Raw genomic sequence first — 22,104 nt, 5'->3', positions numbered from 1 at the left:
GCGCCGTCCTAGACTCAACGGCGTGCACGACCTCGCTCCAATGGCCCGCTTCGGCGGCCTCGTCGCCTCCGATCTCCAGGACGTGACCACTGATCCCGCAGCCCTCGACTCGGCCGGCTTCTGGGCCGTATCCGCCGATTTCGACGGCCGCCTCGTCTGCGCGCGTTTCGGCGCCGTACGCACCGAGGAGGTGCCCGCCCCGGTGCGTGGCGCCTGGCGCGGGCCCGCGGCGGGTGACTGGAACTCGTCCCTGGATCGTGCCGCGTACACCGAGGGCGTACGGCGGATCCGCGCGTACATCGCGGCGGGCGAGGTCTATCAGGCCAACCTCTGCCGGGTGATGACCGCGGAGCTGCCCGACCCGGCCGCCGCGGACGTGGACGCGCTGACCTCGCTGCTCGCGCGCGGCAACCCCGCTCCGTACGCGGGAACGATCCGGCTGCCCGCGCACGGCGTGGAGATCGCCACCGCGTCTCCCGAACTCTTCCTGAAGCGCGACGGCCGGACCGTCGAGTCCGGACCGATCAAGGGCACCGGACGGACCGAGCACGACCTGCTGGAGAAGGACCACGCCGAGAACGTGATGATCGTCGACCTGGTCCGCAACGACCTCGGCCGGGTCTGCGCCACCGGGTCGGTGACGGTCCCCGACCTCTGCGTGGTGGAGAAGCACCCCGGCCTCGTCCACCTCGTCTCCACGGTGCGCGGAGAGCTCGCCGAAGGCGTCGGCTGGCCCGAACTCCTCGCTGCCGCGTTTCCGCCCGGCTCAGTCACCGGGGCGCCCAAGTCCAGCGCGCTCAGGATCATCGAAGAGCTGGAGACCGCGCCGCGGGGGCCCTACTGCGGCGGTATCGGCTGGGTCGACGCCGACCGCCGCACCGCCTCCCTGGCCGTCGGCATACGGACGTTCTGGATCGACCGGACAGGGGTCGCCCCGGTACTGCGCTTCGGTACCGGGGCAGGCATCACCTGGGGCTCCGATCCGGAGCGCGAATGGGACGAGACCGAACTCAAGGCGTCCCGGCTGCTCGCTGTAGCGTCGGGCACTTACGAAGCGACGGGAAGGACGGCGTGATGAGGATTTGGGTCAACGGCGAACTGCGGGACGCCGACGACGCCCGGGTGTCCGTGCTCGACCACGGACTCACCGTGGGGGACGGCATCTTCGAGACGGTCAAGACCGTCGACGGCAGGCCCTTCGCCCTCACCCGCCACCTCGACCGGCTGGCCCGTTCGGCCCGGGGCCTCGGTCTCCCCGAGCCCGACCTCGACGAGGTGCGCCGCGCCTGCTCCGTAGTCGTGGAAGCCAATCCGATGGCGCTCGGCCGGCTGCGCATCACCTACACGGGAGGACTCTCCCCGCTCGGCTCCGACCGCGGGGACGCGGGCCCCGGCCTCGTCGTCGCCCTGGGGGAGGCGGGGCGCCGCCCCGACACCACCGCAGTGATCACCGTCCCCTGGACGCGCAACGAACGCAGTGCGCTCGCCGGGCTGAAGACCACCTCGTACGCCGAGAACGTCGTCGCCCTCGCCCGCGCCCATGAGCAGGGCGCGTCGGAGGCGCTCTTCGCCAACACGGTCGGGCGGCTCTGCGAAGGCACCGGGTCCAATGTCTTCGTCGTGCTCGACGGACAGCTGCACACCCCGCCGGTCGCCTCCGGCTGCCTCGCCGGGATCACCCGCGCACTGGCCGTGGAGTGGACAGGGGCTCAGGAGACCGACCTGCCGTTCGATGCCCTGGAACGGGCCGAGGAGATCTTCCTGACCTCCACGCTGCGCGATGTGCAGGCCGTCCACCGGGTGGACGGCCGGGTGCTGCCTGGCGGACCGGGTCCGGTGGCGGCCAAGGCCATGCGGATCTTCGAGGAGCGGGCCGGGAACGACCTCGACCCGTAGGACCCGCACCTCGGATCGGTAAAACCGGGTGACGGGCCCGGGAGCAGGGGATAGAACGTTCCCGATGACCACGACCCTCCGGCCCACCGGGCCGATCCAGCAAGGCGCCGACGGCGCGAAGAGCCGCGCGTACGACGTGTGCGACAACGGGCGGCCCGTCGGCGCCGTCGAGATCGGCACCGATCCGAGGTTCGGTGCGAAGGCCGGCGAGCTCCGCTCCCTGAGCATCGAGGAGCCGAGCCGGCGGCGGGGCCGTGGCACCATAGCCGCGCTCGCCGCCGAAGAGGTGCTGCGGGGATGGGGTTGCAGCCAGGTGTGCCTCTCGGTACCGGCGGACAACGAGGGAGCCCAGCGGCTGGTCGCCGCACTCGGCTACACCGAACGCAGCCGGAACATGCTCAAGGACCTCGGCCGGACGGCTCCGGCGCTCCCGGACGGTGTCGCCGCCCGCCCGATGAGCGCCGAGGAGTTCGCGCAATGGCAGCGCACCAGCGTCGACACGTACGCGCAGTCCTGGATCGACCAGGGCGTCCCCGCCGAGCAGGCCCTGCAGAAGTCCCGGTCCGACCACGCCCGTAACCTGCCGAACGGCATCGACACCGAGGGCATGCGGTTCCATGTGCTCGTGCACGAGGGCGCGGTCGTCGGTCGCGTGTGGGTGTCGGTGCACGAGGACGGCCCGGATGGGACGACCGGATTCGTCTTCGACGTCGAGGTGGACGAGGAGCACCGGGGCCGCGGCCATGGACGTGCCCTGATGTGGCAGGCCGAGCGCATCACGCTGGACGCGGGTGCCCATCGCCTCGGGCTCCACGTCTTCGCGTCCAACGCGCCGGCCCTGCGGCTGTACGAGTCGCTCGGATACCGGACGACTCAGTACAACCTGGCCAAAACGCTGTAGGGGCGATCGGAAGTGCCCCCCCGGCGGGGGCACCGGCACGCCCCGGCGTCCCGTCGGCTCAGTCCCGCTCGGCGAGCAGCCGGTCGGCGATCTCCTCGATGCGGTCGCGCAGCCCGTCCTGGTTCCTGCCGCCGTCCAGCCGTTCGTCACCGATCACATACGTCGGCGTGCCGGTGACCCCGATCGCCTTGCCCTCGGCCTGGTCGGCATCGACGATCAGCATGTGGCGTCCGTCGATCAGCGCGGTGTCCATCTCCTCCGCGTCCAGGCCGAGTTCCCGCGCCACCTCGATCAGGAGTGGTTCACCGATGCGGCCGAGGTCGGCGGTGCGGGCGAGGACCGCCTCGATGTACGGCCAGCCCTTGCCCTGTTCCGCCGCCTCCTCGGCCGCCTGCGCGGCGGCGTAGGCATGCTTGTGCTTCTCCAGCGGGAAGTGCCGCAGCCGCACCTCGATGCGGTCGCCGTACGTGGCCCGCAAGGCCCGCACATCGGTGAGGGCCTGGTGGCAGTCGGCGCACTGGAGCTCGCACCAGAGGTCGAGGACGACAGGGGCCGCAGGGGTGGAATCGCTCATGCGGCCAGTCTCCCAGGGCTCCCGCGCGCCTCCCAATCGGCACCCGGTCCCGCGCCGGCCCGGGACGACCACGGCGTGGCCGAATCGGCACCTGGGGATGATCCCGGCCCTGAAATGTCCCTGATGTGGGCCCGGACCGTGGCCGCTAGGCCGGTGGGCGGTGCAGGATGGAAGGGACGTTTCCCCTTGCGCCCTGGAGGCCCTGATGCTTGCCGAGACCATCTGCTCCGCGGTGTCCGCGGCGGGCTTGGGCATCGCCGCCGTCACCGCGTACCGGAAGCGCTTCCTCGCCGCGGCCCGGGTCGCCGCCTACTCCCTGGTCCCGATCGGCCTGGTGCTCACCGGGGTCGTGGACTGGGTCGTCGGCATCGCCTTCAAGCCGAGCGTCTGGCTCGGCTTCGGGCTGCTGGCCGTGGCCTGGGTGCTGTTCATGACCACGCGTGCGATCGAGCGCCGCGGCCTCGGAACCCGCAAGGAGCGCAAGGCCGCCGCGCGCGCGGCGCAGGGCGGGGCCGTCGCCCCCGCGGCTTCCGCGCCCTCCCTGGGGTCCGGACTCCCGGCGACTCGCACGCAGTCGGGCGCGAAGGCGAAGCCGGAGCGGTCCGCCTCGTCGGGCGACGACTTCAGCGACATCGAGGCCATCCTGAAGAAACACGGCATCTGACCCCTGCCCTCCGCCGTCTCCAGGCGGGGGTGTGTAGACCTGTGGTGAATCGATTCATGGATCACCTTGACGATACGCGGGGATGCAGCTAGCGTCCCGAGGTCGGATTGAAACAATTCATTGCGCAGCGGCGACACCCGGGTGGCGGGCCGGGAGCACGGGGTTCCGCGCAACGGCGTCCGTACGATGGGGCGATGCTGCGGACCCGTGCGGCAGAGGGCATCAGTGGGGCAGGGCAAGTGGCGCGTGTGGCAGGGATCAAGGATGTGGCCCGGCAGGCCGGAGTGTCCGTGGGCACCGTGTCCAATGTGATCAACCGGCCCGAGGCGGTGCTGCCGGAGACCCGTGCCCGGGTGCTGGCGGCCATCGAGGAACTCGGGTACGTCCGCAGCGAGTCGGCCCGGCAGCTCAGGGCGGGCCGCAGCCGGATCATGGCCCTGCTCGTCCTCGACATGGGTAACCCCTTCTTCGTCGACGTGGCCCGTGGCGCCGAGCGTGCCGCCCGCGCGGCCGGCCTCGGCGTCATGGTCTGCAACAGTGACCAGAGCCCGGCGGAGGAGGCCGAGTACCTCGGACTCTTCGCCGAACAGCGGGTGTGCGGTGTGCTGGTCACCCCGGCCGACGCGACCGGCCGCAATCTGGAGGCGTTCAGCCGCCACCGGATCCCCTACGTGTTGGTGGACCGGGTGGCATCGGGCACGGGGACCTGCGCGGTCTCCGTCGACGATGTGCGCGGCGGCGCTCTCGCCGTCGGTCATCTGGTGTCGGCCGGGCACCGCTCGGTGGCCTACGTCAGCGGGCCCGGCGACCTCCCCCAGATCAGGGACCGGCGTGAGGGTGCCCTGTCGGCGCTCACCGACGCCGGACTGCCGCCCGAAGCACTCGTCGAGATCCCCTCCGACCGCCTGGACGTGGCCGCCGGCCGCGATGCCGGGGCCCGGCTGCTCGGTCTCGTCCCCCGGCCGACCGCGGTGTTCTGTGCCAACGACCTGCTCGCCCTCGGCGTGCTGCAGGCCCTGTACGCGGCGGGCGTGCGCGTGCCGCACGACATCGCCATCGTCGGCTACGACGACATCGAATTCGCCGCAGCCGCTGCCGTACCGCTCACCTCGGTCCGCCAGCCCGCGGTCGTGATGGGCCGGATGGCCGCGGAACTCCTGCTGGAGGAAGCGGACGACGAGGACGGCACCCACGAGCATCGCAGCGTGGTGCTCCAGCCGGAGCTCGTGGTGCGCGCCTCCAGCGCGGCGCCCCGCTGAGACCGCGGCCCCGTCGGCTTCGCCCCCGCTCGCGCCGTCCCGGTCCAACTCCGCGACCACGGAACGGAGTCCGGGGATCCGGTCGGCCCCGGCCCTTCCGGTGGCGCGTCGGCGACCGGTCGGGCCGTCTTCCCGTGGTTCCCGAATTCGGTATGTACGGTGCGGCGTTGGGCAACGCCCTTGCCCGAGCGGGGCCGTTCACGGGCCGCCGTGCCGAAAACCTGACGGCCGATCGGACGTCGGAGCGAATCCCGCCCGGTACCCGGGTGGGTGAACTCCTCGCGTGAAAAGGCGTGTTGATCGCCAATGAGGGCCCCACTGAGTCATGATCGTCCCGAGATGGTGGACACCTCCCCGGGCGATGCCCCCGCACCCCCTGCCGAAGAGCCGCGCGGCTGCCTCTTCGCGCTTTCCCAGCCCCCTCTGATGATCTTCCTCGCGGTGATCGGCAGCCTGCTGCTGATGGCCGCGGTGCATGATCTCTTCATGCTGTGAGCGGTCAGCCGGCCGCTTCCTTGCGGCGTGCCCGGTATGCGGCCACATGCAGACGATTACCGCAGGTCCGGCTTGAGCAGTAGCGGCGGGAGCGGTTGCGGGAGAGGTCGACGAAGGCGTGCCGGCAGTCCGGTGCCTCGCAGCGCCGCAGCCGTTCCTGCTCGCCCGCCACCACGATGAAGGCCAGTGCCATGCCGCAGTCGGCCGCGAGGTGATCGGCGATCGAGGCGTCCGGCGCGAAATAGTGCACATGCCAGTCGTAGCCGTCGTGATTGCTGAGCTGCGGTGTGGTGCCGGCGGCGGCCACGAGGGCGTTGACGAGCGAGGCCGCGATCCGGGCGTCGCCCGTCGCGAAGATCGCGGCGAAACGCGCCCGTACGTCCCGTACGGCGCGCAGGTCCTTCTCATGGAGCTCGCCCACGCCGCTGATGCGATGGCGCCGCGCGAAGTCGTACAGCGCTTCGATACCGGCGAGCCCGTCGGCCGGCCCGGTTTCCGGCTGCCCGCTCGCCGGCGGCTCGCTCTCCGGTGCGGTGTTCAGCAGATCGACCACCGTGTCGAGGGCGATCCGGGTGTCGTGGGGGATCAGCACGCTTTCGCTCCCTGGCCTCCGGCGGGCGGGTGTCCGCCGATGCCGGCTGACTCTACTGGTCCGGCGACGGCACACAGAGGGCCGAGAGGGCCCGTCACGGGTGCGGGGAACGCTTACCGGCCACCCGGTGACAGTGTGGGGGCGCGGGTGCCCGTCCGGGCCGAGAGGGGCTCTCCGGGGCTTCGGGGCATGCGCCCGTGCGCGTACGGCCGAAGGGCGGCGCGCGCCGACGCCGTCACCACGGTGGATTCCGTGATTACGGCGTCGGTTTCAGCCCTATGAGGTTGTCCGCGCGGCGCCGTCTCCCCGAGTCGGACGGCGCCGTGCAGCTCTCGGCCTGGCTCAGCTCTCGGCCAGGATGTGTGAGAGCTCCGTGTCGAGGTCGAAATGACGATGCTCGGTGCCCGGCGGAACTGCGGCGTCGGTCCGCTTCAGGAACGACTCCAGCGCCCTCGCCGGGGCTTCGAGCAGGGCTTCGCCCTCTGGGGAGCTCAGTGCGATGCAGACGACGCCCTGGCCGTGACTACGGGATGGCCAGACGCGGACGTCTCCGGTGCCGGTGGGCCGGTGCAGCCCCTCGGCAAGGAGGTCGCGGGCGAAAACCCATTCGACCGTTTCCTCCGCTCCGGTGTGGAAGGTGGCGTGCACGGCATAAGGATCGGCCGTGTCATACCGCAGGCCCGCGGGTACAGGCAGTGAGGACTCGCTCGACACAACGAGGCGCAGGTGCAGCTCGCAGCTGACCGTGGTGTTCATAAGCGCCAGGGCCTTTCGCTCAGTGTGCGCTCGGGGATTCGCACGTCGGCGAAATCGACATGCCACCTACGGTGGCGTTGTAAACCCCTCTGACCTTTTTGTGGCCCTTCAGGTAGCTCGTACGGCGGTGTGTAACTTTGGGTTATGCGGCCATTCCGGTGACGAAGCCCGTTCCGGTAGGTTGGCTCCCATGAACGCGGAGAGCGACGAGCGGGGCGGGGGCGTCCTGCCGGCGAAACCGTTGTCCGCCACGGGGGACGTGACGGACGGCGTCACGGAGGGTGTGACCAAGAGGGACCGGGCGCTCGGTTCCCGGGCGCCCGGATTCATCAAGGCGTCCAGGACGCTGCATCTGAGTTGGCAGGTCGGCGTCTTCGTGGTCGGCCTCGCGGTGGTCGTGGCGGGGATCATCATGCTTCCGCTGCCCGGCCCCGGCTGGCTGGTCATCTTCGGCGGCATGGCGATCTGGGCGACCGAGTTCGTGTGGGCACAGCTGGTGCTGCGCTGGACGCGGAGGAAGGTCACCGAGGCCGCCCAGAGGGCGCTCGATCCCAAGGTCCGGCGGCGCAACATCATCCTCACGGTGACCGGTCTGGTGATCATCGTGGTGCTGGTGGGGATCTACGTCTGGAAGTTCGGCATCACCATGCCGTGGAAGATCCACGAGTGACCCGGGCGTGGTCATGGGGCGCCGCTGACATGGGGTAATGTTTGGCCTGCGCCCGGGCGATTAGCTCAGTGGGAGAGCGCTTCGTTCACACCGAAGAGGTCACTGGTTCGAACCCAGTATCGCCCACCCGGGACAGAAGGCCCGTGAGACCGTAGAGTCTCACGGGCCTTCTGCGTTTCTTCATCGATTCAATGGGCCATGGCCGTGCGGCATGGAAAGAATCCATCCTTCGAGAAGAAACATCCGGATATCGGGATCGGGGCGGACTTCCGCGGCCGCCCTGCCGGATCACGGGAATTGACCGGAAGGAGTTCGGGCTCCGGACCTCACTGGGCAATGCATCCCGACGTCTTCCGGAACTCCGCGCATTCGATCAGGGCGAAAGGCGGAAAACGCCTGCCGTGCGAAGGCCAGGGGGAGTTGGTCCGTGTCTCCGCCTGTCCGGTACACCCCATCGGACGCCCTGACAGCCGCCCGTCGGCCCGAGCCCGTCAAGGCCCCGGACCGGCCGGGCGGCACGCCGTCAACGCATCCGGCCCAGGACCTCCTTCAGCCGTCGGGCATCGCGCAGCCGCTGCTCGTACGTCGCGCCGACCACCAGCAGCAGCACCCCGGCCAGCGCGGGCGGCAGCCAGCGCGGCAGCGCGCCGACGACCTGGACCACGTACGGCGCGAGTTCGTGCAGAGCGTCCAGCGCCAGCACCGCACCGCCGAGCAGCAGCAGCGCCTGCAGCCGCAGCCGCGCGCCCACCAGGGTGATCACCAGCGTCGCCACGCCGAGCAGCAGTGGCCGCAACCAGTGCGGATCGACCCATGCCGTGAAGAGGCTCGGCACCAACGTCGCGGCGAGACCCGCCCCGTACGCCGTCCACGACGACGCCTGCGGATCACGGCGCCGACGCAGCACACCGACTGCCAGGGCGGGCACCGTCACCGGGAGGGTGTACGCCTCCGGGACCGACACCCCCGAAGCCGACAGCCGCAGCCAGGCAGCCAGGACGAACAGCACCATCGCCAGAGGGCCGGCCACCGGTCGCCGCTCGGGCCGCACGGCCGTGCCCGCCGCCAGCACTCCGCACAGCGCCAGCACCAGCGCGAGGAACGGCAGGTCCGGCACCGCCATGCCCACCGCCACCACACCCGCGACGCCGCCGGTCAACTCGACCGCCGGAGCGGGCGGGCGGCCCCGCAGCCGCGCCCCGAGCAGCGCGGTCACCGTGGGGACGACCAGCATCACCGGCGCCGCCCGATACCCGGCGAGCCCCAGCGACTCCCCGACCGCGTGGGCCAGCACCATCGCGCACAGCACCGCGCCGCACGCGGGGAACGCCTGCACGAGCTGCGACGCCCGTACCGCCCGCACCGCCTGGACGGCCGGGAGCGGCGGCAACGCCCGCGCCGCCGAAGCCGTCGCGCCGCCGAGCACCACCGCGGCCGCCCCGAACACCACCAGCAGCACCGTGAATGCCGCGTACGTCGAGGCCTCCGTGGCGAGCGACAGCATTCCTGCGCCCGCCGCACCGATCAGACCGCACACCAGGGCGGTCGCCCCCACCCCGCCCGGTCCGCCGCGCAGACCGCGTACCGCGACCGCGAAGACCCCGGCGACCAGCGCCAACTGCACCGAAACAGCAGCGGCGTACGGCAATCCCAGTACCGCAGGGAGGGCCGTGAGCCCCGCCCAGCCGAGCGCCACCGCTCCGGCCCCCGCCGCGGCCCGCCACGCGGGCCCCGGCGACAGCACCGGTCCGGCTGCCCGCGATACCCGTTCCCAGAACCGGTGCACTGCCCCCAGCAGACCGGCCACCGCCAGCAGTACGACCGGCGCGGAGACCAGATGGGACCACGTCGGCCCCTCGGTGCCCAGTGCGCCTCGGACGCCGCCGTCGGGCGCCCCCGACCACACCCGGAACAGTTGCGTCACGGTACCGATCAGCGACATGCCGACCGGCGGCAGCGCGGCCAGCACCGCCCCCGCGGTCACCGCGGCCGAAGCCCACACCAGCCCCTGTCCGACCGGACGCGGCAGCGGAGCGCGCACCGCTGCCAGCAGCGTCACCCCGCACAGGAGGTACACAGGCACCGACCAGTCCCAGGTCACCCCGGCACGCAGCACACCGCCCAGCGCCGCCACCCCGCACAGCCCGGCCACCAGACCACCGGCCGCCGCGTGCGCCGACGGCGCACGCCACGCGCCGAACACCGCGACCGCCGCGCCCGCGAGCAACAGCGCGCCCGGCGCCGAAGCGGCCCCCATGCCGTCGGCGGACACCGACTGGCCCAGGGCCACCAGCAGCCCCGTCAGACCCGTCGCCCAGCCACCGACGCAGGCCGTCACCCGTACCGCAACGCCCCGGCCCCACAACGCGATCGCACAGTCCGACGCGGCCGTCAGCAGCAGCGCCCAGCCGAACGCCGTGGCGCCCGCACCCGCCGACCACGCCCACAGCAGCAGCGGCAGCTGCGCGCTCACCACCGCGAGCGGCAGCGGCAGCCGGAGCCGGTCGAGAAGCAGTCCGTAGGCCGTCCACAGCGCGGCGAGCACCGCCGCGGCGACAGCGGCGAACCCGCGTCCGTCGGCCTCGGGCACGGCCACCCGGTGCAGCGCGTAGGCGTCCAGCACCATCAGCACCGCAGCCAGGGCGGCGAGCGACTCGGCCGTCGAGGAGAGCCCGCGCCGCAGCAGCACGGCAGGAGCGGCCAGCGCCGCCACCGTCACCATCGCGAGTACCGCCGAGCGGCCCGCGATCCCCATGTCACCCCAGCTCACCAGGGTGAACGCGACAGCCGCGATGGTCAGCAGCAGACCGCCCAGGGTGAGCAGCACATTCTGCGCACTGCGCGGCGGCCCGGCCGGTGCGCCGGGGCGTCCGGGCGGAGCCGCGAACGGGGCAGGCGTCCGGAACGCGGGCAGCGGCCCGGTCGGAGCCGCGAACGGCGGGGCCGGCGGCACGGCAGACGGGGCGACCGGTCGCCCGAGCACACTCAGCAGCCAGGCACGACGAACCAGCAACTGGGACCGGCGGGCGTCCAGCCGGGCCAGCTCACGATCGAGGAGCGCCAATTCCTCGGCGGGCGGCGGCACATGTTCCATGAACCGGAGTGTGGCGCGAGCCACAGGACCGGACATGCGCTCGGATACTCAGTTCCCCGGCTGAGTACGGGCAGACTGGGTTCATGGACTGGAGTCACTACCGATTCGTGAGTGTCTGGGACCTGCCGGGACCGCCCGACACCGTGTACGAGATCCTCGGACGCCCCGACGACTACCCGCGATGGTGGCCGCAGGTCCGTGAGGTCACCTCGGTCGACGACACCACCGGTACCACCCGGATCCGCTCCTTCCTCCCGTACGACCTCGTCATGACCGTCCGCGAACGCCGCCGCGACCCCACGGCCCGGGTCCTCGAAGCGGCCCTCAGCGGGGACCTCGACGGCTGGGCCAGGTGGACGGTCACCGCGCGCGGTGGAGGCAGCCGGGCCACCTACGAGCAGGAGGTCGAGGTCCGCAGCCGGCTGATGCGGCTCCTCGCGGTGCCCGGACGCGTCGTGTTCCGGGCCAACCACGCCCTGATGATGCGTGCCGGACGCCGGGGCCTCACGGCCAGGCTGGAAGCGGTTTGAACCAGACCCGCCGGGCCCTGTATGGTTCAACCCGTTCCCGGGCGATTAGCTCAGTGGGAGAGCGCTTCGTTCACACCGAAGAGGTCACTGGTTCGAACCCAGTATCGCCCACCCGGGAGAGGCCGGTCCGTCAGCAGAATCGACGGACCGGCCTCTGCGTGTCCGGAAGCGGAGGCCGTGCCGTGTCCGCCGGCCCGCCCGTCCGGTCACGCCGCGGCCGGAAGCTCCGGGCGCAGCGGCCACGCGGGATCGACCGTCTCCGCCGTGCCGTTCTTCGCGAACCACGCCTGGAGGCCCCGCGCCTGCGCCGCGTGCCAGACGGCCTGCAAGGTGTGCAACTCCGGCGGCGTGAGCCGCTCCAGACGGGTCGAGAAGCGCCGGGCCACCGCCCGTACCAGCTCCAGCGAGGCCGTCGCGTCGGCCGCCGCGTCATGTGCGCCGTCCAGTACCACGCCGTACAGCTCACAGAGATCGGTGAGGGTGCGCCGCCCCTTGCGGTAGCGGTCCAGATGCTTGTCGAGCACGCGTGGATCCAGCACGCACAGCGAAGTGTTCTGCAGATAGCCGGCGAGCGACGACGCACGATGACGCCTCAGTTCGCGGTCCAGCAGCGTCAGATCGAACGGAGCGTTCATCACGACGAGCGGCCGCCCGGCCGCGCACTGCTCGGTCAGCGCGCGGGCTATCTCCTCCACCACCGGCGCCGGCCAACGGCCGTTGCGCTGAAGGTGATCGTCGGTCAGGCCGTGTATCTCGGTCGCCCCGACGGGTACCGGAACCCCCGGATTCACCAGCCAACGGGTGACGCGCACCCGTCCGCCCGTCGTGTCCTGGACGACCAGGGCGGCCGAAACGATCCGGTCCTCCTCGACGTCCACTCCCGTTGTCTCGGTGTCAAAAGCGGCCAGTGGCCCTTCGTACCAGTGAGTCATCCCCGAACTCCTCGTGCCCGAACGGCAGATGGCGTGATTCCCCTGCCCGGTCCGGTGATACCCGCCCTCTTTGCCTGATACGCCGTTTGCGGGCCGTCCCGTGCGGTGACAACACAACTGACGGGAAAAGAAGTCGCCCGTCGTCCGCACTCCGAAGAACCGATCGGCACAGCCCGGAAGGCACACGCAGCCATGGCGCTCGCGAAGCCCGAACCGAGCGGGCTGTTGCCCCAGCGGATCGCACCGCTGCGCGGCACACTCGCCACCACCGCCTGCATGGAGACTCTCCAGGTGGGCTACCTGCACGCGGTCGCGGCCGCGGCCGGATGTTCCCTGTCGCAGCCCTTCCCCGACAACGGCATCGACTGGCACGTCAGCCACGGCGCCCCCGGTCATGCCGTGGACGACGAGGTGACCATCAAGGTGCAGCTGAAATGCACCTACCAGGTCCCGCCCCGGCCGCCGGGACCGACGTTCGCCTTCACGCTCGACAACGCACACCTCGTGAAGCTCGCCCGTACCCCCGTCTCGGTGCACAAGATCCTGGTCGTGATGATCGTGCCGCGCAGCCAGGACGACTGGCTGCGCGCCGGACACGACCGGCTCGACCTGCGGCACTGCTGCTACTGGACCAACCTGGCCGGCCACGCGGTGACGGGCCGGCACCGGACCACCGTGCGGATCCCGACGTCGCGCATATTCGACGACCGGGCGCTCTGCGAGATCATGACCCGCGTAGGGGCGGGAGGGAGACCCTGATGCACCGGCCGATGGACGAGTCCGCCGACGAAGCGATCCCGTCAGTCACACGCCCGCACCCCAGTGAATCCGCGGCACCGTGGCCCACCGCCTCCCAGCCGCTCGGGGACGTCCCCGACCCCGCCCGTGTCGACCCCGCGGTCCTCGGTGCCCTGCTCGACCGGCACGGCTGGCGCCGCCGCGGCGGGGCGGCCGGGCGCTACAGCCGCTGGACGCCACCGGGACCACCGGCCCCGCCCGGCGGGGGTACGAGCCTCCTCGTCCCGGACACCACCGCCTTTCCCGACAGCGAGGACCTCCTCGGCGAGGCACTGACCGCGCTCGCCCGCAGCGCCGCCCCCTCCGCCCGCGAGGTCCTGATCTCCCTCGCCGTGCCCAGCGACGAGATCCGCTGGTGGCGCGAGGCCCCCGAACCGGTCGGGGGCGCGGCCGGAGCGGCCAGCTGGACGGGCGCGGAACAGCTGCACACCGCCGCCCGGCAGATCCTGCTCGCCGGAGCCCTGGCCGTGCGGGGACGCACCGGCTACCACGGGGCGCGCCACCGTCGCCGGGCCCGCGCGGCCCTTGAAGGCATGCTGGTCGGACCCGCGTCCGGCGGGCGCGACCTCACCGCGTTCGTCCCCGTGGAACCGGGCCGCGCCGTAGCCGTACGGCTGCACCACGCGTTGCACGCCACTCGCGACGCGGTGGACTACCAGCGGGCCACCGGAGGGCTCGAAGCCTTCGACGCCGCCGTCGAGGCGGGCGTCAGCCGGGAACTCACCGAGGCCCTCGTCACACTCGTCCGGGGCTCGGAAGGGGCCGGCATCGCGCTGGAATGGGCACCCGCCGCCGGGATTCCCGAGGGCTGCCCGGCCCGCCCCGAGCCGGTGGAGTTCTCCCCCGGAGACCTGCCCGCCCTGCGCCGGGCGGGCGCCCGCTACCTGAGGGAGGAACCGGCGGTGACGGTACGGATCACCGGCGCCGTCGTCCGGCTGCGCCGCTCGGGACCGCGTGGCGCCGGAGTCGTGCGGCTGCGGGTGCTGGCCGGCGCCGAGGTGCCGCACGTACGGCTGGAGCTGGACGAGGAGGCGTACCGGATCGCCGGCCACGCCCACCTGGTCGGGCTGCCGGTCCGGGTGGAGGGCAGGCTGGAGAGCCGCGGCGGTTTCCGGCGGCTGACCCGGGCCTCGCAGGTGGTGCCCGTGCAGGTGGACGAGGCGGAACGGGACCGGCTGATGAAGTCGCTCCAGGAGAACGTCGACTATTTCGAGGAGGCCTGCACCGGCGAATAGGGCTGTGGGGGCGTGCCGCGGGGGAGCGAGGGGCCTTCGCGGCTCAACCGTTTCGCAGAGGGGGCCCGCGGCTCGGTACGATTCGTATCGCACGCGCACCACACATTGCGTGCGTACCCCCTGAGTCAGGAGAGACCGGTGTCAGACGTCCGTGTGATCATCCAACGCGATTCCGAGCGGGAAGAGCGCGTGGTGACGACGGGCACTACGGCTGCCGAGCTCTTCCCCGGCGAGCGCACCGTCGTCGCCGCCCGGGTCGCCGGCGAGCTGAAGGACCTCGCGTACGCCGTCGCCGACGGAGAGGTCGTCGAGCCCGTGGAGATCTCCTCCGAGGACGGCCTGAACATCCTCCGGCACTCCACCGCGCACGTCATGGCGCAGGCCGTGCAGGAGCTCTTCCCCGAGGCCAAGCTGGGCATCGGCCCGCCGGTCAAGGACGGCTTCTACTACGACTTCGACGTCGAGAAGCCGTTCACTCCCGAGGACCTCAAGGCCATCGAGAAGAAGATGCAGGAGATCCAGAAGCGGGGGCAGAGGTTCTCCCGCCGGGTCGTGACGGACGAGGCCGCCCGTGAGGAGCTGGCCGACGAGCCGTACAAGCTGGAACTCATCGGCATCAAGGGCTCCGACTCCGTCGAGAACGCCGGCGACGGCGCGGACGTCGAGGTGGGCGGCGGCGAGCTGACCATCTACGACAACCTCGACCCGAAGACCGGCGAGCTGTGCTGGAAGGACCTCTGCCGGGGTCCGCACCTGCCGACCACTCGGAACATCCCGGCGTTCAAGCTGATGCGGAACGCCGCGGCGTACTGGCGGGGCAGCGAGAAGAACCCCATGCTGCAGCGCATCTACGGCACCGCGTGGCCCACCAAGGACGAGCTCAAGGCGCACCTGGAGTTCCTGGAGGAGGCCGCCAAGCGCGACCACCGCAAGCTCGGCAACGAGCTGGACCTCTTCTCCTTCCCGGACGAGATCGGCCCCGGTCTCGCGGTCTTCCACCCCAAGGGCGGCATCATCCGCCGCGCCATGGAGGACTACTCGCGCCGGCGTCACGAGGAGGAGGGCTACGAGTTCGTCTACTCCCCGCACGCCACCAAGGGCAAGCTCTTCGAGAAGTCCGGTCACCTGGACTGGTACGCCGACGGCATGTACCCGCCCATGCAGCTCGACGACGGGGTGGACTACTACCTCAAGCCGATGAACTGCCCGATGCACAACCTGATCTTCGACGCGCGCGGGCGCTCGTACCGTGAACTGCCGCTGCGCCTCTTCGAGTTCGGCACGGTGTACCGGTACGAGAAGTCCGGCGTGGTGCACGGCCTGACCCGCTCGCGGGGCTTCACGCAGGACGACGCGCACATCTACTGCACCAGGGAGCAGATGGCGGAGGAGCTCGACCGGACGCTCACCTTCGTCCTGAACCTGCTCCGCGACTACGGTCTGACCGACTTCTACCTGGAGCTCTCCACCAAGGACCCGGAGAAGTTCGTCGGCTCGGACGAGGTGTGGGAGGAGGCGACCGAGACACTGCGCCAGGTCGCCGAGAAGCAGGGTCTGCCGCTGGTCCCGGACCCGGGCGGCGCCGCGTTCTACGGCCCGAAGATCTCGGTGCAGTGCAAGGACGCCATCGGCCGCACCTGGCAGATGTCGACCGTGCAGCTCGACTTCAACCTGCCGGAGCGCTTCGACCTGGAGTACACCGGCCCGGACGGCACCAAGCAGCGCCCGGTCATGATCCACCGCGCCCTGTTCGGTTCCATCGAGCGCTTCTTCGCGGTGCTCCTGGAGCACTACGCGGGTGCGTTCCCGGTCTGGCTGGCCCCGGTCCAGGCGGTCGGCATCCCGATCGGCGACGCGCACATCCCGTACCTCCAGGAGTTCGCGGCCAAGGCCCGGAAGAAGGGGCTCCGGGTGGAGGTGGACGCCTCGTCCGACCGGATGCAGAAGAAGATCCGCAACCAGCAGAAGGCGAAGGTGCCCTTCATGATCATCGCGGGCGACGAGGACATGGCCAACGGTGCCGTCTCCTTCCGCTACCGCGACGGATCGCAGGAGAACGGCGTCCCCGTCGAGGACGCCCTCGCCAAGATCCAGAAGGCCGTCGAGGACCGCGTCCAGGTCTGACGGCCACCGAGCCCGGATCCGACCTGTGCGGAGTCCGGGCCCGACGGCACGGACCGAGCGGCCCCCGGAGAGCTACCCGCCCTCCGGGGGCCGCTTCTCGTCCTCCCGTCTGAACACGTGCAACAGCCACGACGAGAACGAACCGGTCACCGCCCCCAGCAGCCCCAGCCCACAGGCCATCAGGCACGCCGCGACGACGCGGCCGCCCGGTGTGACCGGCACCGTGTCCCCGTACCCCACCGTCGTGAGCGTCTCGCACGCCCACCACGCCGCGTCACCGAAGGTGAGGATCGAGGCACCCTGTGCCAGGTGCTCCTGGTGGTACACGGCGAGTGCGGCGGAGAAGCCGAGCAGCAGAGCGCTCGCACTCGCGTAGGCGATCACGCGGGCGTACAGGCTCAGCCGCGGCTGTTCCCTGCGGCGCTGGACCGCGGTGTAGACCCGGATCAGGCGCAGCGGCCGCAGCAGGGGAAGCAGCAGGACCAGCGTGTCCAGCCAGTGCGCCCGGAAGAAACGGTGACCGAGCCCGCTGAGGCGGAGTCGTACGACGTAGTCCGCGGCGAACAGCAGCCAGGTGGCGCAGACCAGGGCGAGGGCGAGGCCGCGCCAGGGCTCCGCGTCGTGGGGAGCCAGCACGCGGACCGCGTACCCGAGCAGGAAGAGCAGCGAGGCGCCGAAGAGCGGCAATTCCGTGCGCTGCTCCCAGCGCCTGAAGCGAAGAGGGACGGATTCCGCGGGCTGGTCGCTCATCGCCTCAGCATCTCCGGGCCCCGACGGGTGCGGCCCCGGCGACACGCTGCCCAGGGCTGAAGCAATATGCTGATCGGCATGACGAGTGAGCCGGAACAGCAGATCGGAGTGGGGACGCCCGACGCGTTCCAGCGCCTGTGGACGCCCCACCGGATGGCGTATATCCAGGGCGAGAACAAGCCGACCGGTCCGGAGGCCGGCGACGGCTGTCCGTTCTGTGCGATCCCGTCGAAATCGGACGAGGACGGGCTTGTCGTCGCGCGCGGCGAGAAGGTGTACGCCGTGCTGAACCTGTATCCGTACAACGGCGGGCATCTGATGGTGGTGCCGTACCGGCATGTCGCCGACTACACGGAGCTGGACGGTCCGGAGACCATGGAACTGGCCGATTTCACCAAGCGGGCGATGGTGGCCCTGCGGGCGGCGTCGGGCGCGCACGGGTTCAACATCGGGCTGAACCAGGGTGCTTCCGCGGGAGCCGGTATCGCCGCGCACCTGCACCAGCACCTGGTGCCGCGCTGGGGTGGCGACACCAACTTCATGCCGGTGATCGGGCATACGAAGGTGCTGCCGCAGCTGCTCGCCGATACGCGCACGATGCTGGCCGACGCCTGGCCCGCGGCCTGATCCGAGTTCTCGCTTCCGTGTGGGCACCCCGCTCGTGCCGGGGCGCCCACAGTGCTTAGGCGTCGTACAGGTCGGCCTTGCGCGGGGTCGGGTCCTGTACGGCACCGCTCAGAATCATCGAGCGGTTGTCGAAGCGTTCGGTGTCGACGCCGTTCTCCTCCAGGACGCGCAGGGCGGCGGTGTGCACGGCGCGCAGGACGGGGGTGGCGGCGCGCATCGCGTCATCGGCCATGAAGCGGTGGCGCCACGGCTTCTCGGCCCAGGCGTGGCGCAGGCCGAACGGCTCGGGCAGGGCGATCTTGCCGCCCAGATAGTCGAGGAGCGGCGGATACCAGGTGAACGGGGCGCGCAGGGCGAGGCGGACGACCTCGCGGGGCTCGACCAGCGCGAGGGTGATGTCGCGGGTCTCCCAGAACCGGACGGTCTTGTTGACCGTCTTCGTCTTCGCCGACGGCTTGCTGGTGAAGAGCGAGTGGACCGGTCCGAGCGCGTGTCCGGTGACCTCGATGCGCAGGGTTTCGTAGAGCACGGTGACCGTGATCATCATGGTGATGACCAACTGACCGTCCCAGAGGGTGAACTGGACGCCCAGGTAGTGCCGGTCGCCGCCGCCGAACTGCTGATGGTTGCAGATCCGCTGTATCTCGTGCGGCTTGACCTGGAAGGTGGCGACGTCCTCGCCGTCGGGGCGGGAGATCGAGTCGGCGTTCTCACCGACGGGTGACACGATCCAGTGGGTGACCGACGGAGTGGGGAATCCTCCGGTGTTCAGCGGGCCGCGCTCCAGCACCTTGAGCTGGTCGTGGATGGCCCGTATCAGATCCCAGCTGCGGAACTGGTGGAATTCCTTGCCTGGCTCCTTGGAGACGAGCTCCTCGGCGAGCTGCCAGCTGCCCCAGCGGGTGCCCATGCCGAGGATTCCCTTGGGGCCCGCGTAGAAGACCGAGTTGGACTGCTGTTCGGCGGAGAGCTTCTCCAGCCCCTGGCGCAGTGCCTCGCGGGCGGTCTCGTTCGGGTTCTTGGGGACGGCCTCGGGGATCTTGGCGATGACGCCGCCGCCGGAGAGCAGTCCTTCCCAGCGGGCGCGCATGTCCTTGGCGGAGGACTCGGCGATCCGCTTGGCGAGCAGCCAGCCGACGACGGGGGCGACGATCATCGCCCGTGCGTAGAGCGCCAGGAATCCGGTGAGCGGCAGCTTGACCAGGAAGAACAGGGCCACGATGCCGACAACCGGGAGCAGGGCGTTGCCCAGGGCGGCGAGGGCCTTGTCCTTGGTGCCGCTGAGCCCGTCGCGCAGCCGAAAGGTGATGACCCACAGGAGCATTCCGGGCAGGAAGAGAAAGCCGAACAGAGCGGTGACGGCGGTCAGTCTGGTATCGCGTGCCTTGCGGAGGCGGGTCGCGGACAGACAGTGCTCGACGACCGTCCGCGGGTCGGTCCCGAAGGACTGGACGAGTGCCTTCCGGGCGCCGCCCAGCATCCGCTCCTGGACGGCACGGGAGAACGCCTCACCGAGATTGGGCTTGAAGTAGTCGGACTTCAGGAATGTGGAACGGCCCGTCTTCACTTCGGACTTGTGCCACTCGCTGTTGGCGTCAAGGATCTGCTCCACCGGGCTGTCGCGGTACGCGGCCGAGGCGAGGGCGCTCGTCGCCACCGCCTGTCCGCCCGAGCCCTGGAGCGGGATCTGTGCTCCTGGAGAGAAATCGAATCCGTCGTTGGCCACTGTCGCCCCCACTCGCCGCCAAGCATCTGCTCCTGCGGCTGTTTCCCAACTGCCGTGCCCGGCACACCTTCTGAGCTGGGACCACAGCGTATCGTCCGGATCAATACGGCGCCCGCCCTTGTGGACAAGGACGGGCGGCACAGTCGATTACGCGTCGTTCGGGTTGTTTTGCTGCTGTTCGCGGATGCGTTCCGCGAGCTGTGGAGGCATGGCCTCATGCCGGGCGTACGCCCGGTCGAACCGGCCGGCGCCATGGGACAGGGAGCGCAGGTCGATCGCGTACCTGCCGATCTCCAGTTCGGGCACCTCGGCCCGCACGAGGGTGCGATCGGGGCCGGACTGCTCGGTCCCGATCACCCTGCCGCGCCGCCCCGACAGATCGCTCATCACCGGCCCGACGAAGTCGTCCGGGACCAGGACCTGGACCTCGGCGACGGGTTCGAGGAGCTGGATACGGGTGTCCGCGGCCGCTTCGCGCAGGGCCAGCGCGCCCGCTGTCTGGAACGCGGCGTCGGAGGAATCCACCGAGTGGGACTTCCCGTCCCGCAGGGTGACGCGTACGTCGACGAGCGGATGTCCCGCCGCCACCCCGCGGGCGGCCTGGGCGCGCACGCCCTTCTCGACGGAGGGGATGAACTGGCGCGGCACCGCCCCGCCGACCACCTTGTCGACGAATTCGATGCCCGAACCCGGTGGCAGCGGTTCCACGTCGATTTCGCAGATGGCGTACTGGCCGTGGCCGCCGGACTGTTTCACGTGCCGGCCGCGCCCGGTCGAGGGGGCGGCGAAGGTCTCGCGGAGCGACACCTTGTGGGGTACGGCGTCGACCTGGACGCCGTAGTGGCTGCGCAGCCGGTCCAGGGCCACGTCCTGATGTGCCTCGCCGAGGCACCACAGAACCACCTGATGGGTGTCCTGGTTCTGTTCGAGGCGCATGGTCGGGTCCTCGGCGACGAGCCGGGCGAGTCCCTGGGAGAGCTTGTCCTCGTCGGCCTTGCTGTGTGCCTCGATGGCGAGCGGCAGCAGCGGGTCGGGTGCCGTCCAGGGGTCCATCAGCAGCGGCCGGTCCTTGTCGGAGAGGGTGTCCCCGGTCTCGGCGTCGCCCAGTTTGGCGACGCAGGCCAGATCTCCGGCGATGCAGGCCGTGAGGGGACGCTGCTGCTTGCCGAAGGGGGAGGAGAGCGCGCCGACGCGGATCTCCGCCTCGTGGAAGGGACGGGGCTCGTGGCCGGGGGCGGTCAGGCCGTGCCCGAACACGCGGACGGTTTCGTCGGGACGCAGGGAGCCGGAGAAGACGCGGACGAGCGAGAGCCGGCCGACATACGGGTCGGAGGCGGTCTTGACGACCTCGGCGACCAGCGGGCCCCGCGGGTCGCAGGTCAGGACGGGCCGAGGGGCCCCGTGCAGGGGGGTGACCTCGGGCAGCGGACGCTCCAGCGGGGTGGGGAAGCCGCCGGTGATCAGGTCCAGCAGCTCGACCGTGCCGATGCCCTGGCGGGCGCCTTCGGCGGCGGGGGCCGCGGTGAGCACGGGGTGGAAGGCGCCGCGGGCGACGGCGCGTTCCAGATCGTCGACGAGTGTGTCGATGTCGATCCGTGCCCCGTCGAGGTAGCGGTCCATCAGGGTCTCGTCCTCGCTCTCCGCGATGATTCCCTCGATGAGCCGGTTGCGGGCCTCCTGGAGCCGGGGCTGCTGGGCGTCGGCGGGCGGGTTCTCCCGTCGCTCGCCCGAGGAGTAGTCGAAGATCCGCTGGGTGAGCAGCCCGGTGAGCCCGGTGAGCGGCGCGTGCCCGTCGGGGCCCTCGGGGCCGAGGACGGGGAGATGGAGCGGGAGTACGGCGTCGGGGTCGTCGCCGCCGAAGATCTCTCCGCAGACCCGGGTCATCCCGTCGAACGAGGTGCGCGCCGTGTCGAGGTGGGTGACGACGATCGCCCGGGGCATGCCCACGGCGGCGCACTCCTCCCACACGGCGCGGGTGGCGCCCGCCACGGCGTCGGCCTCCTGGGCGGCGGACACGACGAACAGGGCCGCGTCCGCCGCCCGCAGACCGGCCCTGAGCTCCCCGACGAAATCGGCGTATCCGGGGGTGTCCAGCAGATTGATCTTGTACCCGCCCCATTCGACGGGCACCAGGGAGAGCTGTACGGAACGCTGCTGGCGGTGCTCGATCTCGTCGTAGTCGGAGACCGTGGCGCCGTCCTCGACGCGGCCGGCCCGGTTGACCGCCCCGGCGGTCAGTGCGAGGGCCTCGACGAGGGTGGTCTTGCCGGAGCCGCTGTGGCCGACCAGCACCACATTCCGTACGGATGAGGGCCGGTCGGCCGTCGCTGCCCTGCCGGCGGCCCCGGTGTGTGCGTGTGTCCTGTCGCCCATGATGCGTGCCTCCCAGTGAGTGGCGCGGAGCGGGAAGAAGAACCGGCGCGATGGGGGAGAAGGTGCTCATACTCGGGCACGAGGAGCCGCCGCGGCGGCTACGGCGAC

The 22,104-nt window shown here is 71.1% G+C and carries 20 protein-coding genes and 2 tRNA genes; 14 read left to right on the top strand and 8 right to left on the bottom strand.

Features of this window, described 5'->3' with window-relative positions; all coding sequences use genetic code 11:
• Nucleotides 1-40: 40 nt before the first annotated feature.
• The 3 genes from ACZ68L_RS04810 to ACZ68L_RS04800 all read left to right on the top strand — a co-directional run bounded on the left by ACZ68L_RS04810 (nt 41) and on the right by ACZ68L_RS04800 (nt 2,797).
• Complete coding sequence (locus tag ACZ68L_RS04810) at nt 41-1,075, top strand: chorismate-binding protein (RefSeq protein ID WP_469574565.1); 1,035 nt, start codon at nt 41-43, stop codon at nt 1,073-1,075.
• A complete protein-coding gene (locus ACZ68L_RS04805) occupies nt 1,075-1,896 on the top strand; it encodes an aminotransferase class IV (RefSeq protein WP_469574203.1) in 822 nt (273 codons plus the stop codon). The genes ACZ68L_RS04810 and ACZ68L_RS04805 overlap by 1 nt, the downstream gene beginning before the upstream one ends.
• Nucleotides 1,897-1,960: 64 nt before the next feature.
• Nucleotides 1,961-2,797, top strand: a complete 837-nt coding sequence (locus tag ACZ68L_RS04800) for a GNAT family N-acetyltransferase (protein WP_469574201.1) — start codon at nt 1,961-1,963, stop codon at nt 2,795-2,797.
• Nucleotides 2,798-2,855: 58 nt separating this feature from the next.
• Here ACZ68L_RS04800 and ACZ68L_RS04795 read toward each other — a convergent pair whose 3' ends face one another.
• Complete coding sequence (locus ACZ68L_RS04795) at nt 2,856-3,371, bottom strand: DsbA family protein (protein ID WP_469574200.1); 516 nt, start codon at nt 3,369-3,371, stop codon at nt 2,856-2,858.
• A gap of 205 nt (nt 3,372-3,576) precedes the next feature.
• On the opposite strand from ACZ68L_RS04795, the gene ACZ68L_RS04790 reads away from it, so the two are divergent.
• The 3 genes from ACZ68L_RS04790 to ACZ68L_RS04780 all read left to right on the top strand — a co-directional run bounded on the left by ACZ68L_RS04790 (nt 3,577) and on the right by ACZ68L_RS04780 (nt 5,789).
• Entirely contained in the window at nt 3,577-4,035 is a 459-nt protein-coding gene (locus ACZ68L_RS04790; RefSeq protein WP_469574198.1) for a hypothetical protein, read from the top strand.
• 239 nt (nt 4,036-4,274) lie between these two features.
• The gene (locus tag ACZ68L_RS04785) at nt 4,275-5,294 is read left to right on the top strand and encodes a LacI family DNA-binding transcriptional regulator (RefSeq protein ID WP_469574564.1); all 1,020 of its coding nucleotides are present in this window, start codon (nt 4,275-4,277) and stop codon (nt 5,292-5,294) included.
• A 339-nt stretch (nt 5,295-5,633) separates the two neighbouring features.
• Nucleotides 5,634-5,789, top strand: coding sequence for a hypothetical protein (locus tag ACZ68L_RS04780; protein WP_351074278.1), 156 nt, complete (start codon nt 5,634-5,636; stop codon nt 5,787-5,789).
• Nucleotides 5,790-5,793: 4 nt separating this feature from the next.
• Here the strand turns inward: ACZ68L_RS04780 and ACZ68L_RS04775 are convergent, their stop codons facing one another.
• Together ACZ68L_RS04775 and ACZ68L_RS04770 are read right to left on the bottom strand one after the other, a co-directional pair.
• Nucleotides 5,794-6,381: a CGNR zinc finger domain-containing protein gene (locus ACZ68L_RS04775; protein WP_469574197.1), complete on the bottom strand. Its 588-nt coding sequence runs from the start codon at nt 6,379-6,381 to the stop codon at nt 5,794-5,796.
• Between the two features lie 342 nt (nt 6,382-6,723).
• On the bottom strand, nt 6,724-7,137 hold the full coding sequence (locus ACZ68L_RS04770) for an SsgA family sporulation/cell division regulator (protein WP_003959770.1): 414 nt from the start codon (nt 7,135-7,137) through the stop codon (nt 6,724-6,726).
• A 190-nt stretch (nt 7,138-7,327) separates the two neighbouring features.
• Here ACZ68L_RS04770 and ACZ68L_RS04765 point away from each other — a divergent pair, with 190 nt between their 5' ends.
• Both ACZ68L_RS04765 and ACZ68L_RS04760 read left to right on the top strand, forming a co-directional pair.
• Nucleotides 7,328-7,807, top strand: a complete 480-nt coding sequence (locus tag ACZ68L_RS04765) for a TIGR02611 family protein (RefSeq protein ID WP_469574196.1) — start codon at nt 7,328-7,330, stop codon at nt 7,805-7,807.
• 54 nt (nt 7,808-7,861) lie between these two features.
• Nucleotides 7,862-7,933: transfer RNA gene (locus ACZ68L_RS04760), tRNA-Val, on the top strand.
• Between the two features lie 397 nt (nt 7,934-8,330).
• On the opposite strand, the gene ACZ68L_RS04755 is transcribed toward ACZ68L_RS04760, so the two are convergent.
• Nucleotides 8,331-10,901, bottom strand: coding sequence for an SCO7613 C-terminal domain-containing membrane protein (locus tag ACZ68L_RS04755; protein ID WP_469574195.1), 2,571 nt, complete (start codon nt 10,899-10,901; stop codon nt 8,331-8,333).
• Between the two features lie 83 nt (nt 10,902-10,984).
• On the opposite strand from ACZ68L_RS04755, the gene ACZ68L_RS04750 reads away from it, so the two are divergent.
• Both ACZ68L_RS04750 and ACZ68L_RS04745 read left to right on the top strand, forming a co-directional pair.
• Nucleotides 10,985-11,431 carry an SRPBCC family protein gene (locus tag ACZ68L_RS04750; protein ID WP_469574193.1) on the top strand — a complete coding sequence of 149 codons (447 nt, stop codon included), beginning with the start codon at nt 10,985-10,987 and terminating at the stop codon, nt 11,429-11,431.
• 39 nt (nt 11,432-11,470) lie between these two features.
• Nucleotides 11,471-11,542 (top strand) — tRNA-Val (locus ACZ68L_RS04745).
• A 95-nt stretch (nt 11,543-11,637) separates the two neighbouring features.
• On the opposite strand, the gene ACZ68L_RS04740 is transcribed toward ACZ68L_RS04745, so the two are convergent.
• Entirely contained in the window at nt 11,638-12,363 is a 726-nt protein-coding gene (locus tag ACZ68L_RS04740) for an exonuclease domain-containing protein (protein WP_469574192.1), read from the bottom strand.
• A 192-nt stretch (nt 12,364-12,555) separates the two neighbouring features.
• Here ACZ68L_RS04740 and ACZ68L_RS04735 point away from each other — a divergent pair, with 192 nt between their 5' ends.
• The 3 genes from ACZ68L_RS04735 (at nt 12,556) to thrS (ending at nt 16,520) form a co-directional block, all read left to right on the top strand.
• Entirely contained in the window at nt 12,556-13,122 is a 567-nt protein-coding gene (locus ACZ68L_RS04735; protein WP_469574190.1) for a DUF4365 domain-containing protein, read from the top strand.
• Nucleotides 13,122-14,396 (top strand): hypothetical protein, encoded by a 1,275-nt coding sequence (locus ACZ68L_RS04730; RefSeq protein ID WP_469574188.1) that lies wholly within the window; start codon nt 13,122-13,124, stop codon nt 14,394-14,396. The genes ACZ68L_RS04735 and ACZ68L_RS04730 overlap by 1 nt, the downstream gene beginning before the upstream one ends.
• 138 nt (nt 14,397-14,534) lie before the next feature.
• Nucleotides 14,535-16,520, top strand: a complete 1,986-nt coding sequence (gene thrS, locus ACZ68L_RS04725; protein ID WP_469574184.1) for a threonine--tRNA ligase — start codon at nt 14,535-14,537, stop codon at nt 16,518-16,520.
• 72 nt (nt 16,521-16,592) lie between these two features.
• On the opposite strand, the gene ACZ68L_RS04720 is transcribed toward thrS, so the two are convergent.
• A complete protein-coding gene (locus ACZ68L_RS04720; RefSeq protein ID WP_469574182.1) occupies nt 16,593-17,270 on the bottom strand; it encodes a potassium channel family protein in 678 nt (225 codons plus the stop codon).
• Between the two features lie 66 nt (nt 17,271-17,336).
• Between ACZ68L_RS04720 and ACZ68L_RS04715 the strand changes: the two genes are divergently transcribed.
• The gene (locus ACZ68L_RS04715) at nt 17,337-17,897 is read left to right on the top strand and encodes an HIT family protein (protein WP_361444032.1); all 561 of its coding nucleotides are present in this window, start codon (nt 17,337-17,339) and stop codon (nt 17,895-17,897) included.
• A gap of 55 nt (nt 17,898-17,952) precedes the next feature.
• Here the strand turns inward: ACZ68L_RS04715 and ACZ68L_RS04710 are convergent, their stop codons facing one another.
• Both ACZ68L_RS04710 and ACZ68L_RS04705 read right to left on the bottom strand, forming a co-directional pair.
• Nucleotides 17,953-19,623 (bottom strand): hypothetical protein, encoded by a 1,671-nt coding sequence (locus tag ACZ68L_RS04710; RefSeq protein ID WP_469574180.1) that lies wholly within the window; start codon nt 19,621-19,623, stop codon nt 17,953-17,955.
• 147 nt (nt 19,624-19,770) lie between these two features.
• Nucleotides 19,771-21,996 (bottom strand): elongation factor G-like protein EF-G2, encoded by a 2,226-nt coding sequence (locus tag ACZ68L_RS04705; RefSeq protein ID WP_469574179.1) that lies wholly within the window; start codon nt 21,994-21,996, stop codon nt 19,771-19,773.
• Nucleotides 21,997-22,104: the final 108 nt, after the last annotated feature.

This window comes from Streptomyces sp. NPDC104309 (genome assembly GCF_055584025.1).
The sequence above is the reverse complement of the archived record's forward strand: the minus strand, read 5'-3'. Positions and strand labels throughout refer to the sequence as shown.